At 61.6% G+C, this 18,196-nt stretch carries 14 protein-coding genes; 10 read left to right on the plus strand and 4 right to left on the minus strand.

The genetic code is table 11. The annotated features are described in order from the left end of the window. Positions 1-128 precede the first annotated feature (128 nt). Positions 129-1,253 carry a hypothetical protein gene (locus AC6H1L_RS21090; protein WP_497599422.1) on the minus strand — a complete coding sequence of 375 codons (1,125 nt, stop codon included), beginning with the start codon at positions 1,251-1,253 and terminating at the stop codon, positions 129-131. Between the two features lie 331 nt (positions 1,254-1,584). On the opposite strand from AC6H1L_RS21090, the gene AC6H1L_RS21095 reads away from it, so the two are divergent. The 5 genes from AC6H1L_RS21095 to AC6H1L_RS21115 all read left to right on the plus strand — a co-directional run bounded on the left by AC6H1L_RS21095 (position 1,585) and on the right by AC6H1L_RS21115 (position 6,631). Then, positions 1,585-2,277 carry a CBS domain-containing protein gene (locus AC6H1L_RS21095; protein WP_497599423.1) on the plus strand — a complete coding sequence of 231 codons (693 nt, stop codon included), beginning with the start codon at positions 1,585-1,587 and terminating at the stop codon, positions 2,275-2,277. After that, complete coding sequence (locus tag AC6H1L_RS21100; protein WP_497599424.1) at positions 2,264-4,270, plus strand: GNAT family N-acetyltransferase; 2,007 nt, start codon at positions 2,264-2,266, stop codon at positions 4,268-4,270. Before AC6H1L_RS21095 ends, AC6H1L_RS21100 begins: the two co-directional genes overlap by 14 nt. 316 nt (positions 4,271-4,586) lie before the next feature. Next, positions 4,587-5,357 carry an SDR family NAD(P)-dependent oxidoreductase gene (locus AC6H1L_RS21105; protein ID WP_497599425.1) on the plus strand — a complete coding sequence of 257 codons (771 nt, stop codon included), beginning with the start codon at positions 4,587-4,589 and terminating at the stop codon, positions 5,355-5,357. Between the two features lie 215 nt (positions 5,358-5,572). Then, entirely contained in the window at positions 5,573-6,187 is a 615-nt protein-coding gene (locus AC6H1L_RS21110; protein WP_497599426.1) for an RNA polymerase sigma factor, read from the plus strand. Between the two features lie 156 nt (positions 6,188-6,343). Further along, positions 6,344-6,631 carry a hypothetical protein gene (locus AC6H1L_RS21115; RefSeq protein WP_497599427.1) on the plus strand — a complete coding sequence of 96 codons (288 nt, stop codon included), beginning with the start codon at positions 6,344-6,346 and terminating at the stop codon, positions 6,629-6,631. Positions 6,632-6,949: 318 nt separating this feature from the next. On the opposite strand, the gene AC6H1L_RS21120 is transcribed toward AC6H1L_RS21115, so the two are convergent. From AC6H1L_RS21120 to AC6H1L_RS21130, 3 genes are all read right to left on the minus strand, one after another. Beyond that, positions 6,950-7,231, minus strand: a complete 282-nt coding sequence (locus AC6H1L_RS21120; protein ID WP_497599428.1) for a hypothetical protein — start codon at positions 7,229-7,231, stop codon at positions 6,950-6,952. Positions 7,232-7,491: 260 nt separating this feature from the next. Then, positions 7,492-8,268 carry a response regulator gene (locus AC6H1L_RS21125; protein WP_497601581.1) on the minus strand — a complete coding sequence of 259 codons (777 nt, stop codon included), beginning with the start codon at positions 8,266-8,268 and terminating at the stop codon, positions 7,492-7,494. Further along, positions 8,255-11,062 (minus strand): ATP-binding protein, encoded by a 2,808-nt coding sequence (locus tag AC6H1L_RS21130; protein ID WP_497599429.1) that lies wholly within the window; start codon positions 11,060-11,062, stop codon positions 8,255-8,257. The genes AC6H1L_RS21125 and AC6H1L_RS21130 overlap by 14 nt, the downstream gene beginning before the upstream one ends. Before the next feature lie 656 nt (positions 11,063-11,718). On the opposite strand from AC6H1L_RS21130, the gene AC6H1L_RS21135 reads away from it, so the two are divergent. The 5 genes from AC6H1L_RS21135 to AC6H1L_RS21155 all read left to right on the plus strand — a co-directional run bounded on the left by AC6H1L_RS21135 (position 11,719) and on the right by AC6H1L_RS21155 (position 18,124). Then, positions 11,719-12,642 carry a hypothetical protein gene (locus AC6H1L_RS21135; RefSeq protein WP_497599430.1) on the plus strand — a complete coding sequence of 308 codons (924 nt, stop codon included), beginning with the start codon at positions 11,719-11,721 and terminating at the stop codon, positions 12,640-12,642. A 561-nt stretch (positions 12,643-13,203) separates the two neighbouring features. After that, positions 13,204-14,091: a class I SAM-dependent methyltransferase gene (locus AC6H1L_RS21140; RefSeq protein ID WP_497599431.1), complete on the plus strand. Its 888-nt coding sequence runs from the start codon at positions 13,204-13,206 to the stop codon at positions 14,089-14,091. Then, positions 14,088-14,288 carry a hypothetical protein gene (locus AC6H1L_RS21145; protein ID WP_497599432.1) on the plus strand — a complete coding sequence of 67 codons (201 nt, stop codon included), beginning with the start codon at positions 14,088-14,090 and terminating at the stop codon, positions 14,286-14,288. Before AC6H1L_RS21140 ends, AC6H1L_RS21145 begins: the two co-directional genes overlap by 4 nt. Before the next feature lie 358 nt (positions 14,289-14,646). Beyond that, positions 14,647-16,761 (plus strand): S9 family peptidase, encoded by a 2,115-nt coding sequence (locus AC6H1L_RS21150; protein WP_497599433.1) that lies wholly within the window; start codon positions 14,647-14,649, stop codon positions 16,759-16,761. An 850-nt stretch (positions 16,762-17,611) separates the two neighbouring features. Beyond that, positions 17,612-18,124 carry a CHAP domain-containing protein gene (locus AC6H1L_RS21155; RefSeq protein WP_497599434.1) on the plus strand — a complete coding sequence of 171 codons (513 nt, stop codon included), beginning with the start codon at positions 17,612-17,614 and terminating at the stop codon, positions 18,122-18,124. The last annotated feature ends 72 nt before the right edge of the window (positions 18,125-18,196 follow it).

The following is an 18,196-nucleotide window of genomic DNA, read 5'->3' on the forward strand; positions in this document are numbered from 1 at the left end:
CGGAAGGCTGAAAGACCCGGCGACAGACTGCCTGGAAGGAGCCAGAGAAGGAGGAGGCAGCCGGCGGGGAGAGACAAACCTGACCAATGCGCCACACCGGCATGGCAGGCCTGCAGCTCCCCGCTCCTTTAATTGCCATAGGAGATCACCATTGGGGGCGGCTGCAGCGCCAGCACCTGGGCGGGCGTCATGAGCGTGTGGGCCTCGATATGATAGAAGAGCTTAAAGCCGCCATAGCGAAAATTATGATACTTCTGCATATCCTGCTGTACCCACATCGTATATTGGTGAATCTTATCCTGCTGATCGCCGCGATAGCCGCCGACGCTATCCACATGGATCACCACATCAACGCGCGGGTCGTAGACGAGATTACGCTTATCGGCGAACTCGGCCATCGAGGCGTCATAAGGATTCTTCAGACCATCTCCATCGCCGCGGTACTGATGAATCACCAGAATCTTGCGCGGTACATGGTACTGCATTGGCAGAGCAGCTAACGTCTCGATAACCGGGTTCAGGTCGGAGGCACGTACATTACTGAGATTCACGCCTGGGATGCCGTTGCGCCGAGGGAACATCCACTCAGGGTCGATGGCCAGCTCTACAAAGCTGTAGCGCTCCAGGTAAGGAAGAAAGAAGTTCAACTCCTGCATTACGGAAGCCTGGCCGAAGCTCAGGTCTAGAAACAGCAGCAGGCCATGTTCCTGGCAGAAGCGAATATATTCATCGATCGTCGCCGCTGACAGGCGATGGCTGTAGGTTCCCGTGGGACCGGGGTAGCGGTCGGGCACACTGGCCACCAGATCGATCGCCAGCTTGACCGGGTGGGAGGGGTCGAGTTGCGCGTAGGCCTCCCCTTGAGCCTGCAGCCGGGCCAACATCTGGGAGCTCAGCTGATATGCCGGGCCTGTAGCTGGAGCGCCGGGGATGCCGTAGAACGCTACGACGCGGTAGCGCGGAAGAATCGCCCCCTGATTCGGGTCGAACGGCTTGATAGGCTCGGCTCGCTCTCCCAGGCGCTCTTCATTGAGAAGTGCCGGGGGCCGTTGCGCCCGAATCACCAGTTGCCAGGCCAGCGCAGTACCTGCCACCAGGGCTGGTATCAGGACCAGCCCAAAGAAGAAGGTCACCAGGACAGCGGAGCGCCTGCGGCCTCCCGCTGTGCCTGCGCTGGTGGCAGTCCCCAGGGGCCTGGTAGGAATCCGGCTGAGCGCCTCTCCCCGGCTGGAGCGTCGTGTCGGAGTCATCATGACGGTCCAGGTCCTCCTCAAAAACCCTACTCTCCCAAAAAACGGTTAACAGCGCTACCTATGGAGCAATGTGCCTCCTTCAGAACAGAATGCCATAGGTGGAAACGAAGGAGCAGTTGAGCGCGCCTCTCTCTCCCCCGGATGGGCTAGTGCCGGCGGCTTGAGCGCCGGGAGGAGCGAAGACGCTACAGAGAGGCCGGTCTCTCTCCGTGCAGCCATATGCTATCATAAAGACGGCTGAAGATCGTTCTGTTCACTACCGGTGGACCGCCCGCCGCTAGGCCGGCTTGCAAGAGAAGGAGGTGGGCCCTTCATGCTTGTCAGAGATGTCATGACCAGAAAGCTGATTACGGTGACCCCTGATGATACCTTGGGGCACGCTGCGACGCTGCTCCGTCAGTTCCAGTTCCATCATCTGCCGGTTGTCCAGGGAGAGCCTGCTCTCTTCGGCTTCACCGGTGCCGTCAAGCCGCTCTATCTGGAGGGGCTGCTCACTTCTCAGGATATTGACCTGGCCGTCGCCGCCGCGGGGCAACAGCCCTGGCAGGAGCGGCATGTCCAGGAGGTCATGGACCGCAGCCCGGTCTGCGTGACTCCTACGACCAGCGTCGCCGCCGCGGCGCAGTTGCTAGTCGAGCGCGGGCTGAATGGCCTGCCGGTTGTCGAGTACGAGCAGCAAGAGCAGCGCACGCGTGCCCTGCTGGTGGGCCTTTTGACGCGCAGCGATCTCTTGATCGCCCTGGCGCGGGCCCTGGGGGCCTTTGAGCCGGGCATGCAGTTGCTGATCCCCTTCACGGCCGGCAACCCAACCCCGCTGGCCCGCCTCCTGCTCCTGGCCGCTGAACTGCGCGTTCAGGTTCGCAGCCTGGTCGTCGTGCCACCGCGCAACGGTCAGCCGCGCGCTGCCACTGTGCGCCTGGGCACTATTAATCCTGCCCCGCTGCTGATGCGCCTGCAGGATGAGGGCATCGAGTATGCATTTCCCGATCTAGCCCTGGAGGAGAGCAGCCATGACAAAGCCTGACCTCGCTTCCCATCCGCGCGTTTGCCTGGCTTTCGATCCGTTGGAGCTCCACTACGATTTTGGGGCTAACCATCCCCTGCAGGCCGATCGCATGCGGGCCTTGCTCGATCTGTTGGAGACATGCCAGCTCTGGCACCAGGGCGACCCCTGGCAGCATCTTCCTATTCGTCCCGCCTCCCTCGACGAGCTGCGGCTGATCCATACCGATGACTACGTGGCGGCGGTCCAGCGCCTGGGGGCCGCCGCTCCTCAGCTCGCAACCCTTCCCTTGCAGCAACGGCAGGAACTGGAGCAACAGGCCTTCCGCTACGGCTTCGGCGATGGCGACACGCCCATCATGCCGGAGATGCATGAGGTCTCGGCCATGATTGCTGGGGGCACCCTGGTGGCTCTCTGTGCTGTCTTGGGCCTCCCGGAGGGGGGACAGTTCGCCTCGCCCGCTGAGCGGCCTGTCCATGTCTTCCATCCTGGCGGTGGTCTGCATCATGCCTGGGCTAATCGGGCTTCGGGCTTCTGCGTCTATAATGATGCCGCGGTCGCTATTGCCCACGTGCTGCGCGCCAGTGAGGCCAAAGTCCTCTATATCGATTTCGATGCTCATCATGGCGATGGGGTCCAGCGCGCTTTCTACGACGAGCCGCGCGTGTTGACCGTCTCCCTTCATGAGACGGGGCGCTATCTCTTCCCCGGCACCGGCGACGTCCTGGAGTTGGGGAATGGACTTGGTCGCGGCTATTCTGTCAATGTGCCATTAGAGCCGTTTACACAGGATGATTCCTATATCGAGGTCATTGAGAACCTGCTGCCACCTCTGGCGCTCTCTTTCGCTCCAGACGTCATTATCAGCAATCACGGCTGCGACACGCATGCCTGGGACCCGCTGACCCATCTGGCGCTCAGCATGCGCGCCTTACGGGCTCAGGTGCGGCTGGTACACGAGTTGGCCCACCGCTATTGTGGCGGGCGTTGGGTTGCCGTTGGCGGTGGAGGCTATGATCCCTATCGCGTTGTGCCTCGGGCCTGGGCCCTGGTCTGGGCAGAGATGTCCGGTCAGCCCCTGCCGTCTCAGCTTCCGACGAGCTGGATCGAGCGCTGGCGTCCGGCCTGGGAAGCCATGCGCGAGCGGGAGCGCGAGACGTGGGAGGTGATGGGGAAACCTCTCCAGGAGAGTGGCTTTCCTACGACTTTTGATGATCAGCCTGAGCAATTTCCTCCTGTGCCACGCCTCCAGGAGATCACCCGAGCCAATCGCCATACGGCCTCTCTCGTACGCCATCTGGCCGTCCCTCCGGCGGTACGACCAGCCTTCCCGCCGCTGCGCCAGCGCTCGCCTCTTGCTGGCCTCTTCGACCTGCTTCATCTCCGGGGGGCTGATACTCCTTCGCGTAGTCAGACTTTCCAGACAGCGCGCGGGCCTGTGCTCATGCGCGATTTCTGTCCGCCCTCGCTGGTTGAGCGCCTGCGGCCCTCGCCTGGCCTCTGTTCCTTCACGCGCCTGCCGGAGCGTGAGCATCGTCTGCTCTTGGAGATCGCACGGCGCGCAGACTGCGCTTTGGCTCTTGCCCATACGCCGGGGGGTGAAATCGTTGGTGAGGTCACGCTGGCGCCGGGCGATGCCTGGTGGGAGGGCTTGGAGCAGGTCTATGAGGTGGCCATCGAGGTGAGCCGGGATTGGCGCGGCCTGGGCATCGCGCGCAATCTCCTGGCTTTTGCTCTCGATCTAGAGGCGCGTGAGGACCTGATCTTCTTCGCTGTCGGCCTCTCCTGGCACTGGGATACTGAGGGGACTGGCCTGTCGATCTATCGCTATCGCGAGATGCTCATCAAGCTCTTTGGCTCACAAGGCTTTAAGGAATATCCCACCAACGAGCCAAATATCGCTATGGACCCGGCCAATGTCTTGCTCGTGCGCGTTGGCAGTCGGGCTGATCAGCGCATCGTCAGCCAGTTCTTCAGCCGGGTTCTCAGCTCGCCCCAACTGCCCCGTTTCTGACCGGCTGCTGAGGTTGGCAGCCTGGTCCCTCTTTCCGTCCTGCTGGCTCGCCGCCGGCTAGGGCCAGGCTATTGGCCTGGCTATTGCCAGGCTGATACTGCCGGCCAATGGTGGGGCTGGGGCGTCCTGGCTCCTGGCCTTGCGTGCTGCTCAAAGCGTCCAGCTCTGTCGTGACGGATGCTCCGCTCCGCGCCGGCATCGCGCGCGCAGACCGGGACGCTTTGCGATCTGATCAAGCGCTTGCCTGCTGGTCGCCTTTTCAACAAAGGGTGACCACGACTCATTCGCTCTCTCAGCGTTTTGTGGAGGCTTGACTATGGATCTGGGATTGGAAGGCAAAATCGCCATTGTCACGGGCGCCAGCCGCGGGGTAGGCAAGGCCATTGCCCGTGCGCTGGGCGCTGAAGGTTGTCGGCTGGCCATCATCGCTCGGGGGCGCAAGGCCCTGGAAGAAACAGCCGAGGAGCTACACAGCGCTGGCATCGACGTCATGACCATTGCCGCTGATCTCATGGTGCCCCAGAACATTGAACGCATTGTTCAGGAAGTCATGGAGCGCTATGGGCGCATCGACATCCTGGTCCATAATGCAGGAGGGGCCCGTGGCCAGACGATTTTCGACACCAGTGATGAGGACTGGCACGACGCGCTGGCCCTCAATGTCCTGGCGCTCAGTCATTTCGCGCGCCTGGTGGCCCCCATCATGAGCCGCCAGGGAGGCGGGCGGATCATCGCCATCTCTTCGATCTTCGGGCGCGAATCGGGAGGAAGGCCTGCGTACAACGCCCTCAAAGCGGCCTCCATCAGCCTCACCAAGTCGCTCGCTCGCCAATTCGCCCCTAATAATATCCTGGTGAACAGCGTGGCCCCTGGCTCCTTGCTCTTCCCAGGCAGCTCCTGGGATCGCCGACGCCAGGCGGACCCCGAGAGCATCGAGGCCTTCGTCAAAAGCGAGCTCCCGTTAGGCCGCTTTGGAACGCCCGAGGAAGTGGCGGCGGTGGTTGTCTTCCTGGCCTCCTCTGCTGCCTCCTTGGTCAGTGGGGCCTGCATCCCTGTCGATGGCGCCCAATCGCGTTCGAACATCTAGCGCTCGGCTAGAGCAGGCTGGCGGCCACTCCCCAGGCTGAGCCTCAAAAGCAAAGCTTAAAAAGTCCTAAGAAAGCGGCCGCATGGTTTAGTTTCTGCTTAGAGCCTGTTACTGCAGAGCTTATCTGGGCCAGAATGCCTTGTAATCCGCTGGGAAAAACGGTACTCTTCTGTCTAGCGACAAAGAGAGACGAAGAGCGACGAGGAAACGAAACGATGGCAAAGCAAGAACGCCCTGCAGTAAATATAGATGGTATTCTGGCCCAAAAAGCGTTGGCTGGTGATGAGCGGGCCTTTGAAATGCTCTTAAAGCGCTATCAAACGGCTCTGTTTAGCTTTATCTACCACTTTCTCGGTGACTATGACCAGGCGTGTGATATTCTGCAGCAGGTCTGCTTGCAACTCTACATCTCGCTTCCAAACCTTCGCACCGGCGAGCCGCTGAAAGCCTGGCTGTTCCAGGTGGCTCGCAATCGCTGTCTGGACGAACTGCGGCGCAAGCGTGCCGTGCATTTCTCTGAGCTGGAAGGCAGCACTGACGAGGATGAGCCTTCTCCGCTCGATGCCATGCCTGATAGCGGACCGCTGCCAGAGGAGCTGGCTGAGCGTCACGATCTCCAGCGTGTGCTGCAGGAAGCCATTCAGACGCTCCCGCCGCGCTTCCGGGCCGTTGTGCTCCTGCGCTACCTGGCCCAGCTCAGTTTCGCTGAAATCGGCCAGGCGCTCCAGATGCCGGAGGCCACCGCCAAGACGTACTTTCAGCGCGCCAAGCCGCTCCTGCGCGCCGCCCTGCGCGAATATACAGGCAGGATCACTGCGGCTCTGGCGTAAGTCTGGCCAGCGCTCCTGCTGTGGCTCACTCGGGCTGAGCTACAGCAGGGCAAGGGCCGAAGCAAGCCCTACCGTGTGAAACTTCCCCTGGATGTTGTTCGTTGTACATAGCAGAGCACGAGCGAGCCAAGGAACAACATCCAGGGGAAATTGTTTATGCGGGAGCAGCGCGAGCGATCAATCCACCCTGCCACAGCAGCGCAGGAAGGGGAAGAGCTGCAAGAAGAGTTTGATGAACTGGACCGCCTGTTCATAGAGCATTTGCCGCGTCTTGACCCCCCACCAGAGGTCATTGAGCGTATCCTCACGATTACGCGTCAGGTTGCTGTCTCACAGCGTCCAGTCCCTGAAGCCTCGCAGCACCAGAGCCGGCAGAGTGGCAAAAGCGAGGGGGACGAGCGCCATCGGGCGGATAGGCGAGGAATGGAACGCCAAGAGAAGTGAGAAGCCTACGGGATGGGACGGCAGCCGCTTCTTGTCCGCCGCAGGTCTACGGCTGGCAAAGGGTAAGCCCTTCCGGTGGAGGCAGAACCCTCAAAGAAGGCGCCGCAAGGGCTGGTCACCTGCTCGGCTCACAGGTCACCCAGAAGCACAAAGAGGGCAGCATCCGCGCCTGCCCTATACGGTAGCATAGGGCGAGGTCGGCGCTACCCTCAGCTGTAAGGTCCATGGCACCGAAGAGGATGGATAGTATGCTATGCCTATTCTTGGGCGAGCTAGCCAGAGCAGCGTTCCGAACAGGGTGATCGGTGCCGCCTTGCCTCACGCAATCTGATCGCTCAACTTCCCCGTTGCGACAAGCCAGCGGACAAACTCCAGGCGGCGGTGTTCGGCAAGAGCCTGCTGTTGTTCCCTCTCGGCATACTCTTCGCGGAGCCTGGCCAGGCGGCGCATCTCAACCTCATCAAAACCGCCGCGGCGCAGTATCTCACGATCATCTTTGCGGTCCTGCATGTGGTCCTCCTTCTTCACTGGCAAGCGGGCGGGTAGTTTATCCGCCAGCGGGATCACCAGGCGTGCGACCCGTCTCTGAAGAGCCTGCATTGCATAAGGCTTAGGCCACTGACACTGATCTCCTTCATTCGGGCGTTGAGCGCCTCACGCCAGTCCTTGCAGCAACGTGTGGGCGCTCGCGCATGATCTCCTTTCCGCCTCTCGAAGCGAGCAAGCAATCGTGGTCAGCTTCTCTGTTAGAGAGTATACACTATGGCGAGTGACAACGGTGTGAACACAGCGGGGAGAACTGTGAAAATCCTGTGAAGGTTGACCTTTGCGAGCGAATTGCCGGAAAGAGATGCTCTTGCCTACGACAAATCACCTAGCAGCGGAGCATCGGGAGGCGGAACAAAGTAGCCGACGCCTGGCTCATTGCGCAAGAAACGCGGGTGGGCAGGGTCGGGTTCCAGCTTGCGGCGCAAGTGGCGGATAAAGGTACGCAGATAGGTATTCTCTCCTACATAGTCAGCTCCCCAGACGCGCTGTAGCAGCTCGCGGTGCGTGAGCACCTTACCGGCATTGCGCGTCAACTCATAGAGCAAATCATATTCGGTGGGGGTCAAATGGACCTCCTTGCCGCCGGAGCGCACCTTGCGACGGGCAAAATCGACCTCCAGCCCGTCAGGCCCGCCGCAGCGGTACGTTGGCGTACTGGGGCTGGTAGTTCCCTGTCCCAGGCTGCTCAGCAGCCGCTCCGTCTCGGCGGCCCGGCGCAGGGCGACACGCACGCGCGCTAGCAGCTCGTTAATGCTAAAGGGCTTGGTCAGGTAATCATCGGCCCCCTGGTCGAGCGCCTTAATCTTGACTGGCTCCTCATCGTGGGCTGAGAGCACGATCACAGGGGCGTTGCTCCACTCGCGCAGGCGGCGCAGGAACGCCAGACCATCCAGTGTCGGCAGCGATAAATCGAGCAAGACTAGCTGGGGCTGCACCAAGGCGGCCAGCTCAATACCCTGGGCCCCATCGCGGGCCGTCTGCACCTGGAAGCCACGCGCTTTCAATTGAGCGCGCAGGAAGGCGCTCATCTGGGGGTCATCTTCCACACAAAGAATGCACGGTTTTTTCTCTCGCTCAGAAGCCGACATCATGGGTACCCTCCCTGGAGCCGGTCGTATTGCCGCGCGGAGCCGAGGCGGGCAACAGGGGCTGGGCGGTCGTTGGTTCTCCTGCAATGCTGAGGCGAAAGGCGAAGGTGGTCCCCTGGCCGGGGCTGCTATGGAGCGTTAACGTGCTCTGATGCGCCTCGATAATGCCGCGACTGATGTAGAGGCCCAGACCTGTGCCGGGGCTCCAGCGCGCGCTATCGCGGCGTCGGTCACGGGCCGGCTGACCGGGTCGATCCGCCGCCGGACGGCGGCTTGCAGCGAAGGTACTAAAGCGCGTGAACAGCTCTTCCTGCTGTTCTGGGGTCAGCCCTGGACCGTGGTCGGTCACACGGATCTCCACCTCGCGTGAACTCACCTGCTCTGCCTCCAAGAGGACGGTATCCCCTTCTGGAGCGTGGTAAAACGCATTGCTGAGCAGGTTGGTCAGCACCCGAATGATCATCTCGTAGTCCGCCAGCACCGTTGGCAGTTGGGACGGGACGCGCACCTCCAGCCGGCGGTGTGAGCTGGCGATCAGGGCCTCCAGCCGCTCCTGTAGGTCTTCAACCAGCTCGGAGAGCAGGACCGGCTCTAGCTCTAGCCGCAGGGCGCCGGCCTCGACACGCGCGGCATCCAGGAATTGGTTGACCATGCTGACCAGCCGCTCCACCTGCTCATCCGCGGTGCGCAGAAAGTCGCGCTGTTCTTCCACCGACCAGCGCAGGTCATCGGCCTGCAGGGCACTCAGGTGGGCGCGGATATTGGCCAGGGGCGTTTTCAGTTCGTGGGCCATCGTGGTAAAGAAATCCTCACGCTCGCGCTCTAGCTCCTTCATGCGCGTGATATCGTGCCAGACCAGAATCGCCCCGCTGATCGTGCCATCGCTGGCCCGCAGCGGCGCCGCACTGGCGAGCAAGAACAGCGTTGTCCCATCGGGCTGGTTCAAATGGAGCTCGCTCTCACTGGCCTCGCCGCGGAAAAGGGCCCGGGCCAGCGGTCGCTCTTCAACAGGCATCAGCTCCCCAGTAGGGCCGTAGACATGAATGCGGTCGATGATCTCCTCACTGGGGCGGCCAGCCAGGCGGCGAATGATCTCTTCGGGGTCATCGATTTGCGCCTCTGGCACCCCCATCCGGCGTAGCAGCCGGGCGGCCTGGCGGTTGATGATGCTGATGCGTGGACGCTCGCGGGCCTCCTTTGAGATCAAGAGCACGCCCGAGGGCAGCCGTTCAAGGAGGGTCTGCATGCGGGCGCTCTCTTCCTCGAGCGCGGCCTTGGCCTCCTGAAGAGCCTGGTTGCGTTGGGCCAGCTCAAGTGTCCGGGCCACAACCTCGGCCTCAATGCGCTCGCGGGCGGCGGCCTGCTCAGTCACATCGTGGTAGATGACGAGAAAGGCGAAGATATCGCCGATCGTATCGTGAATGGGCGCATAGGAGCGGCGGATGACGTAGGGGCGGCCATCGGCGCCAATGACCTTAAGTTCGTCGACGCTATGCTCCAGGGCCCGGCGTTCCAGGGCTGGAATATCTTCCGGCCCGCGGGGTAGCGCCTCCTCAAAGCGGGCTTGACTGCGGGCCAGGGCCTCCCAGATCGGCAGACCCAGGACCTCATCGCTCCAGCCCAGCAGGCGGCGCACTGCGTGATTCATGTCTGCCACGCGCCAACGGGCGTCGTAGATCACCACACCGTCGGGAATGGCCTGCATGATATTCTCACGCTGGCGCACATTGCGGCTCGCCGTACGGGCCAGGCTATTGATGCTGAAAAAGAGGCGCGCATTATGGATAGCCAGGCCGGCTTGACGGGCAAACTGCTCTAGCAGCTCAACCTCCTCGGCGGGGAAGCCGCGCGCCCGCCGATGATAGACCTCGATGGTCCCCACTACCGGCGGGCGTTCGCTCAAACCCTGACTCTGGGTTCCAGGCCCTTCGAGCGGCCTCATCGGCTCTGGATGGGGATCGAAGATCGGCACGCAGAGAACGGAACCGGGACGGCGTGGCAGGCCATCGTCGTCAAGAAGCGGCAGCTCCAACTCTGGGCAGTTGCGTGTGTCCTCGATGATCAGCGCTCGCTGTTCGCGCAAGGCCCGACTGAGCAGCAGGCGCTCAGTCAAGCGAGGACGCCACTGCTGGGCGCTGGGATGCAAACCTTTTTGGGCGGCCAGGGTCACCAGCGGCTCAGGCTCACCAGCGGCTTCCTGACGCACGGGCCGACGCGGTTGTGCGATATCGGGAAGCACGGCCTCAACCTCGGTAACCGGCTCCAGCAGCAGAATAGCACAGCGGGTCGAGCCGACCATCTCCTGAACAGCCTGTAGAATGCGATCCAGTACCTCGGGAAGGGCAAACGGCCCGGCGATCGCCGCCGAAATGTGCTGCATCGCCTTCAAGAGTAGGCGTGAACGCACCTGGCTGGTCACATCTTCCACGGTAATCAGGAGCGCCTCCCGCTGCCCTCTCTCCTCTCGCTCTTCTCGCTGACCCTCCCAGGTCACGGGGGTCAGCGAGATGCGCCAGTAGGTACGCCCGCGACTGGCCAGCAAGCCTTCGTAGGGAACGTCCTGAAAGACCAGACGCTGACGCGTGGTGCTGGCCTGTTGCAAATAAGGCACGGCTAGGGAGACGATCTCTGGGGAAAGGATCTCGGCTAGACGATGACCAACCACTCCTTGCGAGCGCCATGGCTCGCTCAGCAACGCGGCCAGGTACTGGTTCACATAGAGAACACGCCAATCAGTAGCATCCAGGACTGCGGCTCCGACCGCGATGTGTCCCAGAATTTGTTCAAGCTGCACAGATGGCTCTGGCTCCATAGGTCTGGGTTTCTAGCCACGCCGGGTCTCTACCTGACCTGGACTGGAAAGAATACGCCCCACGCAGCGCCCACCGCCAGGGGCGGCGTTCTTGCCCTTGCTCTTCTCCTTCCTCCCTCCCTACTACACAATATTATATCGCCTGCAGCCGGCGGGTGTGAGCCACCAGGGGCAAGCTCAGCATGGCCGAGCGCCATGACTAGAGGCGCGAGCAGGTCCTTGTTCACTTCCAGGTCTGGCGAGAGGCTCAGGGGGGGCCAGATAGAGGCGCACAGGGGGAAGGGCAACGGTAAACCAGGTCTCCTATTCCCACAGTAGAGATTAACAGAGCGCGGTGTCAAAGGAGAAGGTTTGTGGTATGATGATGTCAACTCCCGAGAGAGTACTGCAACCCTGAAACGTCTGACCTTCCGGGTCCTTTTGTCCGCATGAGGCAACGGTATGCGCCCGTTTGCTCGTCTGCTTGCCTGTGCGCTCCTCCTCTGGCGCCGGCGTGCAAGGCGGACGTGGCCGTTGGAACGGCGGCGCGGGACCGTGGATCACATGACGGCTGCACTCCGTGCTGTTGGCTGAGAAGGCTGCCAGCGGCGTCAAGGCGGCGTGGTGTCGCAGCCGGTTCGTTCTGCGAGGAGGGATTCATGGAGCTTTCGCTACGGCTGGATACCCTCGGGGTGGTCGAGGTGCGCTATCTGCGTGGCCGGGAGCGCTACCGCGATTGGCCCCCTTTCCAATTGGTGGCTGCCTCCCGGCAGGCCCGTATCCAGGCGTATATGAGTCGCGAGGTCGCTGAACAGTTGCATCAGCAGATCCTTGCGGTGGAGGCGGCTGTTGGCCTGAATGTCGAATTTGAAGATGATGATGATCATTTTGAAAAGGAGCATAGCAATCGTTCAATCGATGAAAAACACTTTGAGGATGCAACAGAGCGAGAGAGCAGCGCAAGTACCTTCTCTCCCTCCCTCGCCCAGGCTCTGGATCGCCTGAACGAACTGGCGCGGCAGCGCTTACCTGAGGCCAATCCCTCCTCTAGTGCTGCGGAGCGCAGTGAGTTGCTAGCCGAGGAGGGCGAGCTGAGTGCCGAGGAAGAGGGTGCGCTAGAACAATTGCAGGATGCTTTTACGCAGATGATGGATGTGGTGCGGGAGCTGGCTGAAGAGATGGCCACTGACGCGCTGAAGCTCACTGGACGGTTCCGCTGTGCGCGCACCAACCTGATCTTTACTCAGGCTGATCTCCCCGATGAGAGCGACGTCCCCGAGGAAGAGGAGGAGAGTATGGCTGAGGAAGAGGACGAGTCAGAGGCCGGGCTGCTCGCTGAGGAGGCGGGCGAAGAAGAGGTCATGGAGTTTGAGGTAGAGCTGGTCATGGTTCTTCAGCTCTTTGAGGAGGGACGCGCCCGCGCCGATGATTCGCCTGCGGTAGAGTTACAGCTTGACGTCGACGATTTCGAACGCCTGCATGAGACGCTTGATCTTGCACTCCAGCGCGAGGCAAGAGGCCGACGGCGTAGCTCTTCTCATCTGGCCTCCGAGCGTGGTCGGCGTAATCGCCGGCGCCGCTAAGCTCAGGGGAGTTCCCAGACTCCTACTCCCCAGCGGCGATGCTCAAGGTCTCGGCTAGCTGGCCGCTGCTCCCTGCTGGTGCTGTTGGCTCCCCCTGCTGCTCCTCGTTCACCGATACAACTCGACTGGGCGGCTATGTGGTGAGGGCTCTCTCCCTGTCCTTCGTCTGACTTTCCTGTGAGGAAGATCCTGCCGGTTTGGGGTCAATCACGCGAATCCGCTCAACCTTTGGCCAGGCTCGCCAAAAACGTCGCCCTGCCGGTGGTCAGCGCAAAGCTGATCTGCTACAATGGAGCCGGGCCTGCTCAGCGCGCGCAAGCAGGCTGACTGGCATAAGGCCTGTTGACGTCGGCCCGAGTGGTGGCAATCACTCGCCTTGGGCAACAGGCGCGACGTGGATGGCAAAGCGGTTGGGCGGCAGGTTCTCCTCTGCCCCTGTGTTCTGTCTGGCACATGAGTCTTGTGAGCCAGGGCATTGTGGCAGGAGCGGCGAGCGGTCCTCGCTGCTGGCTTGCCTGCGTGTGTGTTTGCTGCTGTGATTGTGAAGGGAGCTTGACCTGCATGATGGATGAGCGTGTGAGGTATGGGCTAAGACCTTGCTGGGAGCGAGGAACCTATGTGATTGAGGCCGACGATGCTGCTGAACTGGCGCGGGCCATGCAGCTAGAGCAACTGGTGACGCGGCACATGGGGGGCCTCTTCCCGGAGCGCGATGGCGATCTGAGCGAGGTGCAGACGATCCTTGATATTGCCTGTGGCCCAGGTGGCTGGGCGCTGGCTGTGGCTTATGCCTATCCGCATGTGACGGTGATTGGCATCGATAGCTGCCCGACGGTGGTGGAGTATGCTCAGGCACAGGCCTGGTCGCGCGGCCTGGCCAATGCTGAGTTTGTGGTGATGGATGCTCTGCAGCCCCTTGACTTCCCCGACGATACTTTTGATCTCGTCAATGCCCGCTTCCTGATGGGCATGATGCCTGTCTCAGCCTGGCTACCGCTGTTACGCGAGTGTCGCCGCGTCACTCGTCCAGGGGGGAGCATCCGACTGGTCGAGGCCGAACTGTGTCTGACTACCAGTCCCGCCTTCGAGCAGCTCTCTGCCTGGTTGGCCAGTGCCTTCTGGCGCAGGGGATATAGCTTCTCTCCCGATGGACGCACGCTGGGCATCACGACTGTCCTGGGCCGGCTTCTGCGCTCGGCGGGCTGGCGCGATGTCGGCTATCGCCCGTTTGTGATCGATTTCTCCACCGGCTCGCCGGCCCAAACCGAGGGTTATCAGCACTTTATGGTGTTTTGGAAGCTGGTGCAGGATTTCGTCTGCGCGTGTGCGGATGTTTCCCCCGCAACCTTTGAACGCCTCTATCAGCAGGCAATGGCCGAGTTGCTGCTTGATGATTTCTGCGGCCTATGGTTCCATTTGCTGACCTGGGCAGTCAATCCTCTGTTGTGAGGGGTAGGACCGTCACTAACCTGAGCCTTGCTCTGGTTCGCCTGGCGCTGACCTTGATTGGCCTCGCCACTGGCAAGGTGGCCAGCATTGCAGGAGGCTTGCTTGACAGTGAGAAAGATGCCGCTGTATCATGCCTCTATCAGCCCCAGGCGAGCCTGCGGGGCGGGCTGGCAGAGATCGCCGATCATCCTTCTTAACTCAATAGGAGATCTATCAAGCAAAAGGGCAGCGTTTGATGGGGGCATGGCGCAAAAGCTTGCCCCAGTTCGCTCGTAGACGGGGAATACCCTCTACGGTCCTGCTGAGCGGCCTGATCCTTCCTTCCCCCGCTTGCGCTTGTGTGCGGTGTGTACTCATGCATGGTCCTGCTTCGGCCAGTCGCTAAGCCCTGGCCGTTTTCTTGATCATGAGCAAGCGATTGCCTCAAGAGGATCGGGGCATGGCGAATGGTGAAGGGCCTCATTGTGCGTGCAGGTCGACCGGTTGGAGCGGCTCGCCGCCTTACAGGCCTGGTCTGTTCCTTCCGGTCCTGTCAACAAGAAGAAGCAGCTGTCTATGACTAGAACGATAACGATCGAAGATCTCTATCGACTGCGCTTTGTCAGTCAGCCGCGTCTTTCGCCCGATGGTTCTCGCATCGCCTTTGTGGTCACCACTATTGATGAGCGGGAACATGAGTATCGCTCGGCGATCTGGGTGGCTCTGCCCGGGGGCGAGATCCGGCGGTTCACCAGTGGGCGGGGCAGGGCCCACAGTCCTGCCTGGTCGCCTGATGGGCGCTGGCTGGCCTTCGTCTCTGATCGCGAGAGCGAGGAGTCACCTCCGTCTGGTACGGCAGGGTCTGCTGCGGCCCAGGACGGTCAGCGGCCAGCGCAGATCTGGCTGCTGCCGGCGGATGGCGGCGAGGCTCGCCAGTTGACCTGGATGGAGCACGGCGCTGAGCGCCCTGTCTGGTCGCCTGACGGGCGCTACCTGCTCTTCTCGGCGCAGGTGGGGCCAAGCGAGGCCAAAACGCCGGCTGGCAAGCCTCTGCCGAAAGCGCGGGTGATCGATCGCCTCTGGTATCGGCTCGACGGCGTCGGTTTTATCCACGAGCGGCGACACCACCTCTTTCTGATCCCCGTCGAGGGAGGTCAGCCTGTTCAGTTAACCGATGGCGACTGGGATGATAGTGATGCAGCCTGGTCTCCCGATGGCCAGCAGATCGCTTTTGTCTCCAGCCGTGAAGAAGATCGCTGGCGCATGCCTTGTCCTGATCTGTATACCCTCTCGATCGTCGCGGGACAGCCGGGCGAGTTGCGTCGCTGGACCGATGGGACCTTGTCCTGCTCTTCGCCTTCTTGGTCGCCTGATGGCCGCCATCTCGCTTTCCTGGCCATGCCAAAGTATCGCTCGGCGAACCACGTCGATCTCTATCTGCTCTCACTCGACGGTGCCTTGCCCGGCCAGGTTCAGCCCGTTTGTCTAACGACCGATTTTGAGGGAAGCTGTGTTGATTGGACCAATAGCGATCTGGGTGATGAGCACCTGATGCCTCCGCCGGGCTGGTCCGCCGACGGCCAAACGCTCTATGTACTCGCCTCGCGCCGCGGAGCAACCAGGCTCTACGCGATTCCTCGCACTGGGGCTGGCCAGGAGCCACCAACGCTCACGCCTGGCGAGGTGCACGTCCGCGATTTCTCCTTTGATCAGGCAGGTCAGAACGTCGCCTTGCTCATGGGCAGCCCTGTCCAGCCGCCGGAGGTCTATCGTTGTTCGCTGGCCCGACCCCGTGAGGCCGGTGGGGCGCCGGCGGTGCCCGGTCCTGACGCGCCAGCGCTCAGCCAGGTCTCTCATTGCAATGATGAGCTGTTGCAAGAACTGGAGCTGGCGGCGCCGGAATATCTCCCTTACCGTGGCTGCGATGATTGGCCTATGGATGGCTGGCTGCTGCGCCCTCCACAGTATGATCCCGCCCAGCGCTATCCGCTCATTGTTGAGATTCACGGCGGCCCCAATACACAGTATGGCTATGGCTTCTTCCACGAAATGCAGGTGCTCGCCGCCGCCGGCTACGTCGTGCTCTATACCAACCCGCGTGGAAGTTGTGGCTATGGGCGTGAATTCGCTCTGGCCGTGCGTGGAGCCTGGGGTGAGAAGGATTCGTTAGATATTCTGGCCGGCGTTGATGCCGCTCTGCAGCAAGGCGGCATCGATGAGCAGCGCATCGGCGTCATCGGTGGCAGTTACGGCGGCTTTATGACCGCCTGGCTGATCGGCCATAGCGATCGCTTCCGCGCTGCCGTGGCCGACCGCAGCGTAACGAATCTGATTTCCGACTTCGGCAGCAGTGATTTTGGTTGGCTGTTTGCCGATGATGAACTGGATACGACTCCCTGGGAGGATCTGGAACGCTACTGGCGTATGTCCCCTCTGGCCTACGTGCAGCAGATGAAAACACCGCTCCTGATCCTGCACAGTGAGCAAGACCTCCGCTGCAATATCGAGCAGGCCGACCAGCTCTTCGCTGCTCTCAAGTATCTGGGCCGTGAGGTGCGCTACGTGCGCTTCGAGGGTCAGAGTCACGGCCTCTCTCGCGGGGGGCATCCTTACCTGCGTCTGCAGCGCCTCCGCTTCATCGTCGACTGGTTTGAGCGCCACTTGCGCGAGCCAAAGCCGCAGTCGAACTAGCCTCCCTCTTCCTCTCCGCAGCCCGGGCACAGGTTGATAGCCACGAGAGGGAAACCAGGAGAGAAGCCTCCTCGCCCTGCCACTTATCTGGCAGGGCGAGGCCCCTCTACCAGCCCCGGCGAAACTGGACCCCGCCGCTCTCTGCTCCTGATGCCTGTTACACAGGCCCATTGGTCCTCCCGGGCCTTACAAGCCTCTGCCTGCAGGGCGTCCTTGGGCTGCTCGCTGGCCTCTGGGCCGGCTGGGATGGCCCGGTTCTGTAGGCGACTGATCAGTAAACAATCAAATACATTATAAAATTGATCTAATCAATTTGGTGAGCACTTTTATATTAAAACCGTAACAGATCGCGGATGTCGAATCACCATCGGCCTGCAATTGCGACGGTAAGTCATGTTAGCCGGGCGGGGTGAGCACGCCCTGACTGGCTAGTGATAGTTGCAACTTGCGAAGGGACGAGACATTGCGAGTACACCAACGAATCTGGCATTACCTGCATCAAAAGCAGCGAGCTGAGTTTCTGAGGAACAGGCGGGCCCTGGCGGCCCTGGTGTTGCTCCTCTCGGGAACAGCAGCCAGCGCAGCGCAGGTGCCGCTAGAAACTCAGGTTGACTGCTGGCATCTCAAGCCGGCCTTGACCCGCGGGGCGGTCCAGACCTGCTCGGCCTGGGCGCCTGCCCTGAGCGGTGTAGAAGCTGGTAAGCAGCAGCAACGATCCCAGCATCTTTTCCCCAGCAAAGAGCCGCAGCCAGGGGGAGCGCATAGGCATCGTTCTCCCCGGCCTGCGCAGAAACCGGCGTCAGCCCGTCAGCCCCGTCGACAGAGCCAATGGACGCCGGCTCAGGTTTCGATGCAGCCTCAGTCTGGGTTAGCCATCTCTGATGCCTCCTCGGAGGCGGCAAGCTTGTCGCCTCTGCCCGTTGCCACGCCGACGCCGACGCCCCCAGTGTCCCAGACCGCTGCTCCGGAGCCAAGTCCAGGCCCGGCAGAAGGCGGCGGTCAGGCAGGCGTTAGCGGCAACGTCTTCCCATACGGGCAATGTACCTGGTGGGCCAATCAACGGTATTTCCAACTGCACGGGACCTACGTCCCCTGGCGCACCCAGGCCGATGCCTGGCAGTGGGTGGCCCGGGCCTATGAGTTTCACTGGCACGTCTCGCGTGATCCTGTGCCGGGAGCCATCATTGTGCTGCAGCCGGGGGTCGAAGGAGCCTATGCCTTGGGACACGTGGCGGTGGTGGAAAAGGTACTGGGTCAGGGGCGCGTCTTGGCCAGCACCATGAACTGGGGGGCCACGCCCTGGAAAGTCCAGTACGTTGTGTACAGCGCTGGTCCTGGCGTCGCCTTTATCTACAGCAGCTAGTTGCCAGCCAGGACCAGGCAAGAGCCGGACTAACGAACGCAGTGAAGAGTGGTGATTGCAGGCCATGCCAGG

This window comes from Thermogemmatispora argillosa, from assembly GCF_059696725.1.

Bases quoted from the DNA above. Each gene is read 5' to 3' on its own strand.
- AC6H1L_RS21155 (WP_497599434.1), top strand. From the start codon at position 17,612: ATGCAGCCTCAGTCTGGGTTAGCCATCTCTGATGCCTCCTCGGAGGCG.
- AC6H1L_RS21150 (WP_497599433.1), top strand. From the start codon at position 14,647: ATGACTAGAACGATAACGATCGAAGATCTCTATCGACTGCGCTTTGTC.
- AC6H1L_RS21095 (WP_497599423.1), top strand. From the start codon at position 1,585: ATGACCAGAAAGCTGATTACGGTGACCCCTGATGATACCTTGGGGCAC.
- AC6H1L_RS21090 (WP_497599422.1), bottom strand. From the start codon at position 1,253: ATGATGACTCCGACACGACGCTCCAGCCGGGGAGAGGCGCTCAGCCGG.
- AC6H1L_RS21135 (WP_497599430.1), top strand. From the start codon at position 11,719: ATGGAGCTTTCGCTACGGCTGGATACCCTCGGGGTGGTCGAGGTGCGC.
- AC6H1L_RS21110 (WP_497599426.1), top strand. From the start codon at position 5,573: ATGGCAAAGCAAGAACGCCCTGCAGTAAATATAGATGGTATTCTGGCC.
- AC6H1L_RS21140 (WP_497599431.1), top strand. From the start codon at position 13,204: ATGATGGATGAGCGTGTGAGGTATGGGCTAAGACCTTGCTGGGAGCGA.
- AC6H1L_RS21115 (WP_497599427.1), top strand. From the start codon at position 6,344: ATGCGGGAGCAGCGCGAGCGATCAATCCACCCTGCCACAGCAGCGCAG.
- AC6H1L_RS21100 (WP_497599424.1), top strand. From the start codon at position 2,264: ATGACAAAGCCTGACCTCGCTTCCCATCCGCGCGTTTGCCTGGCTTTC.
- AC6H1L_RS21105 (WP_497599425.1), top strand. From the start codon at position 4,587: ATGGATCTGGGATTGGAAGGCAAAATCGCCATTGTCACGGGCGCCAGC.
- AC6H1L_RS21125 (WP_497601581.1), bottom strand. From the start codon at position 8,268: ATGTCGGCTTCTGAGCGAGAGAAAAAACCGTGCATTCTTTGTGTGGAA.
- AC6H1L_RS21120 (WP_497599428.1), bottom strand. From the start codon at position 7,231: ATGCAGGCTCTTCAGAGACGGGTCGCACGCCTGGTGATCCCGCTGGCG.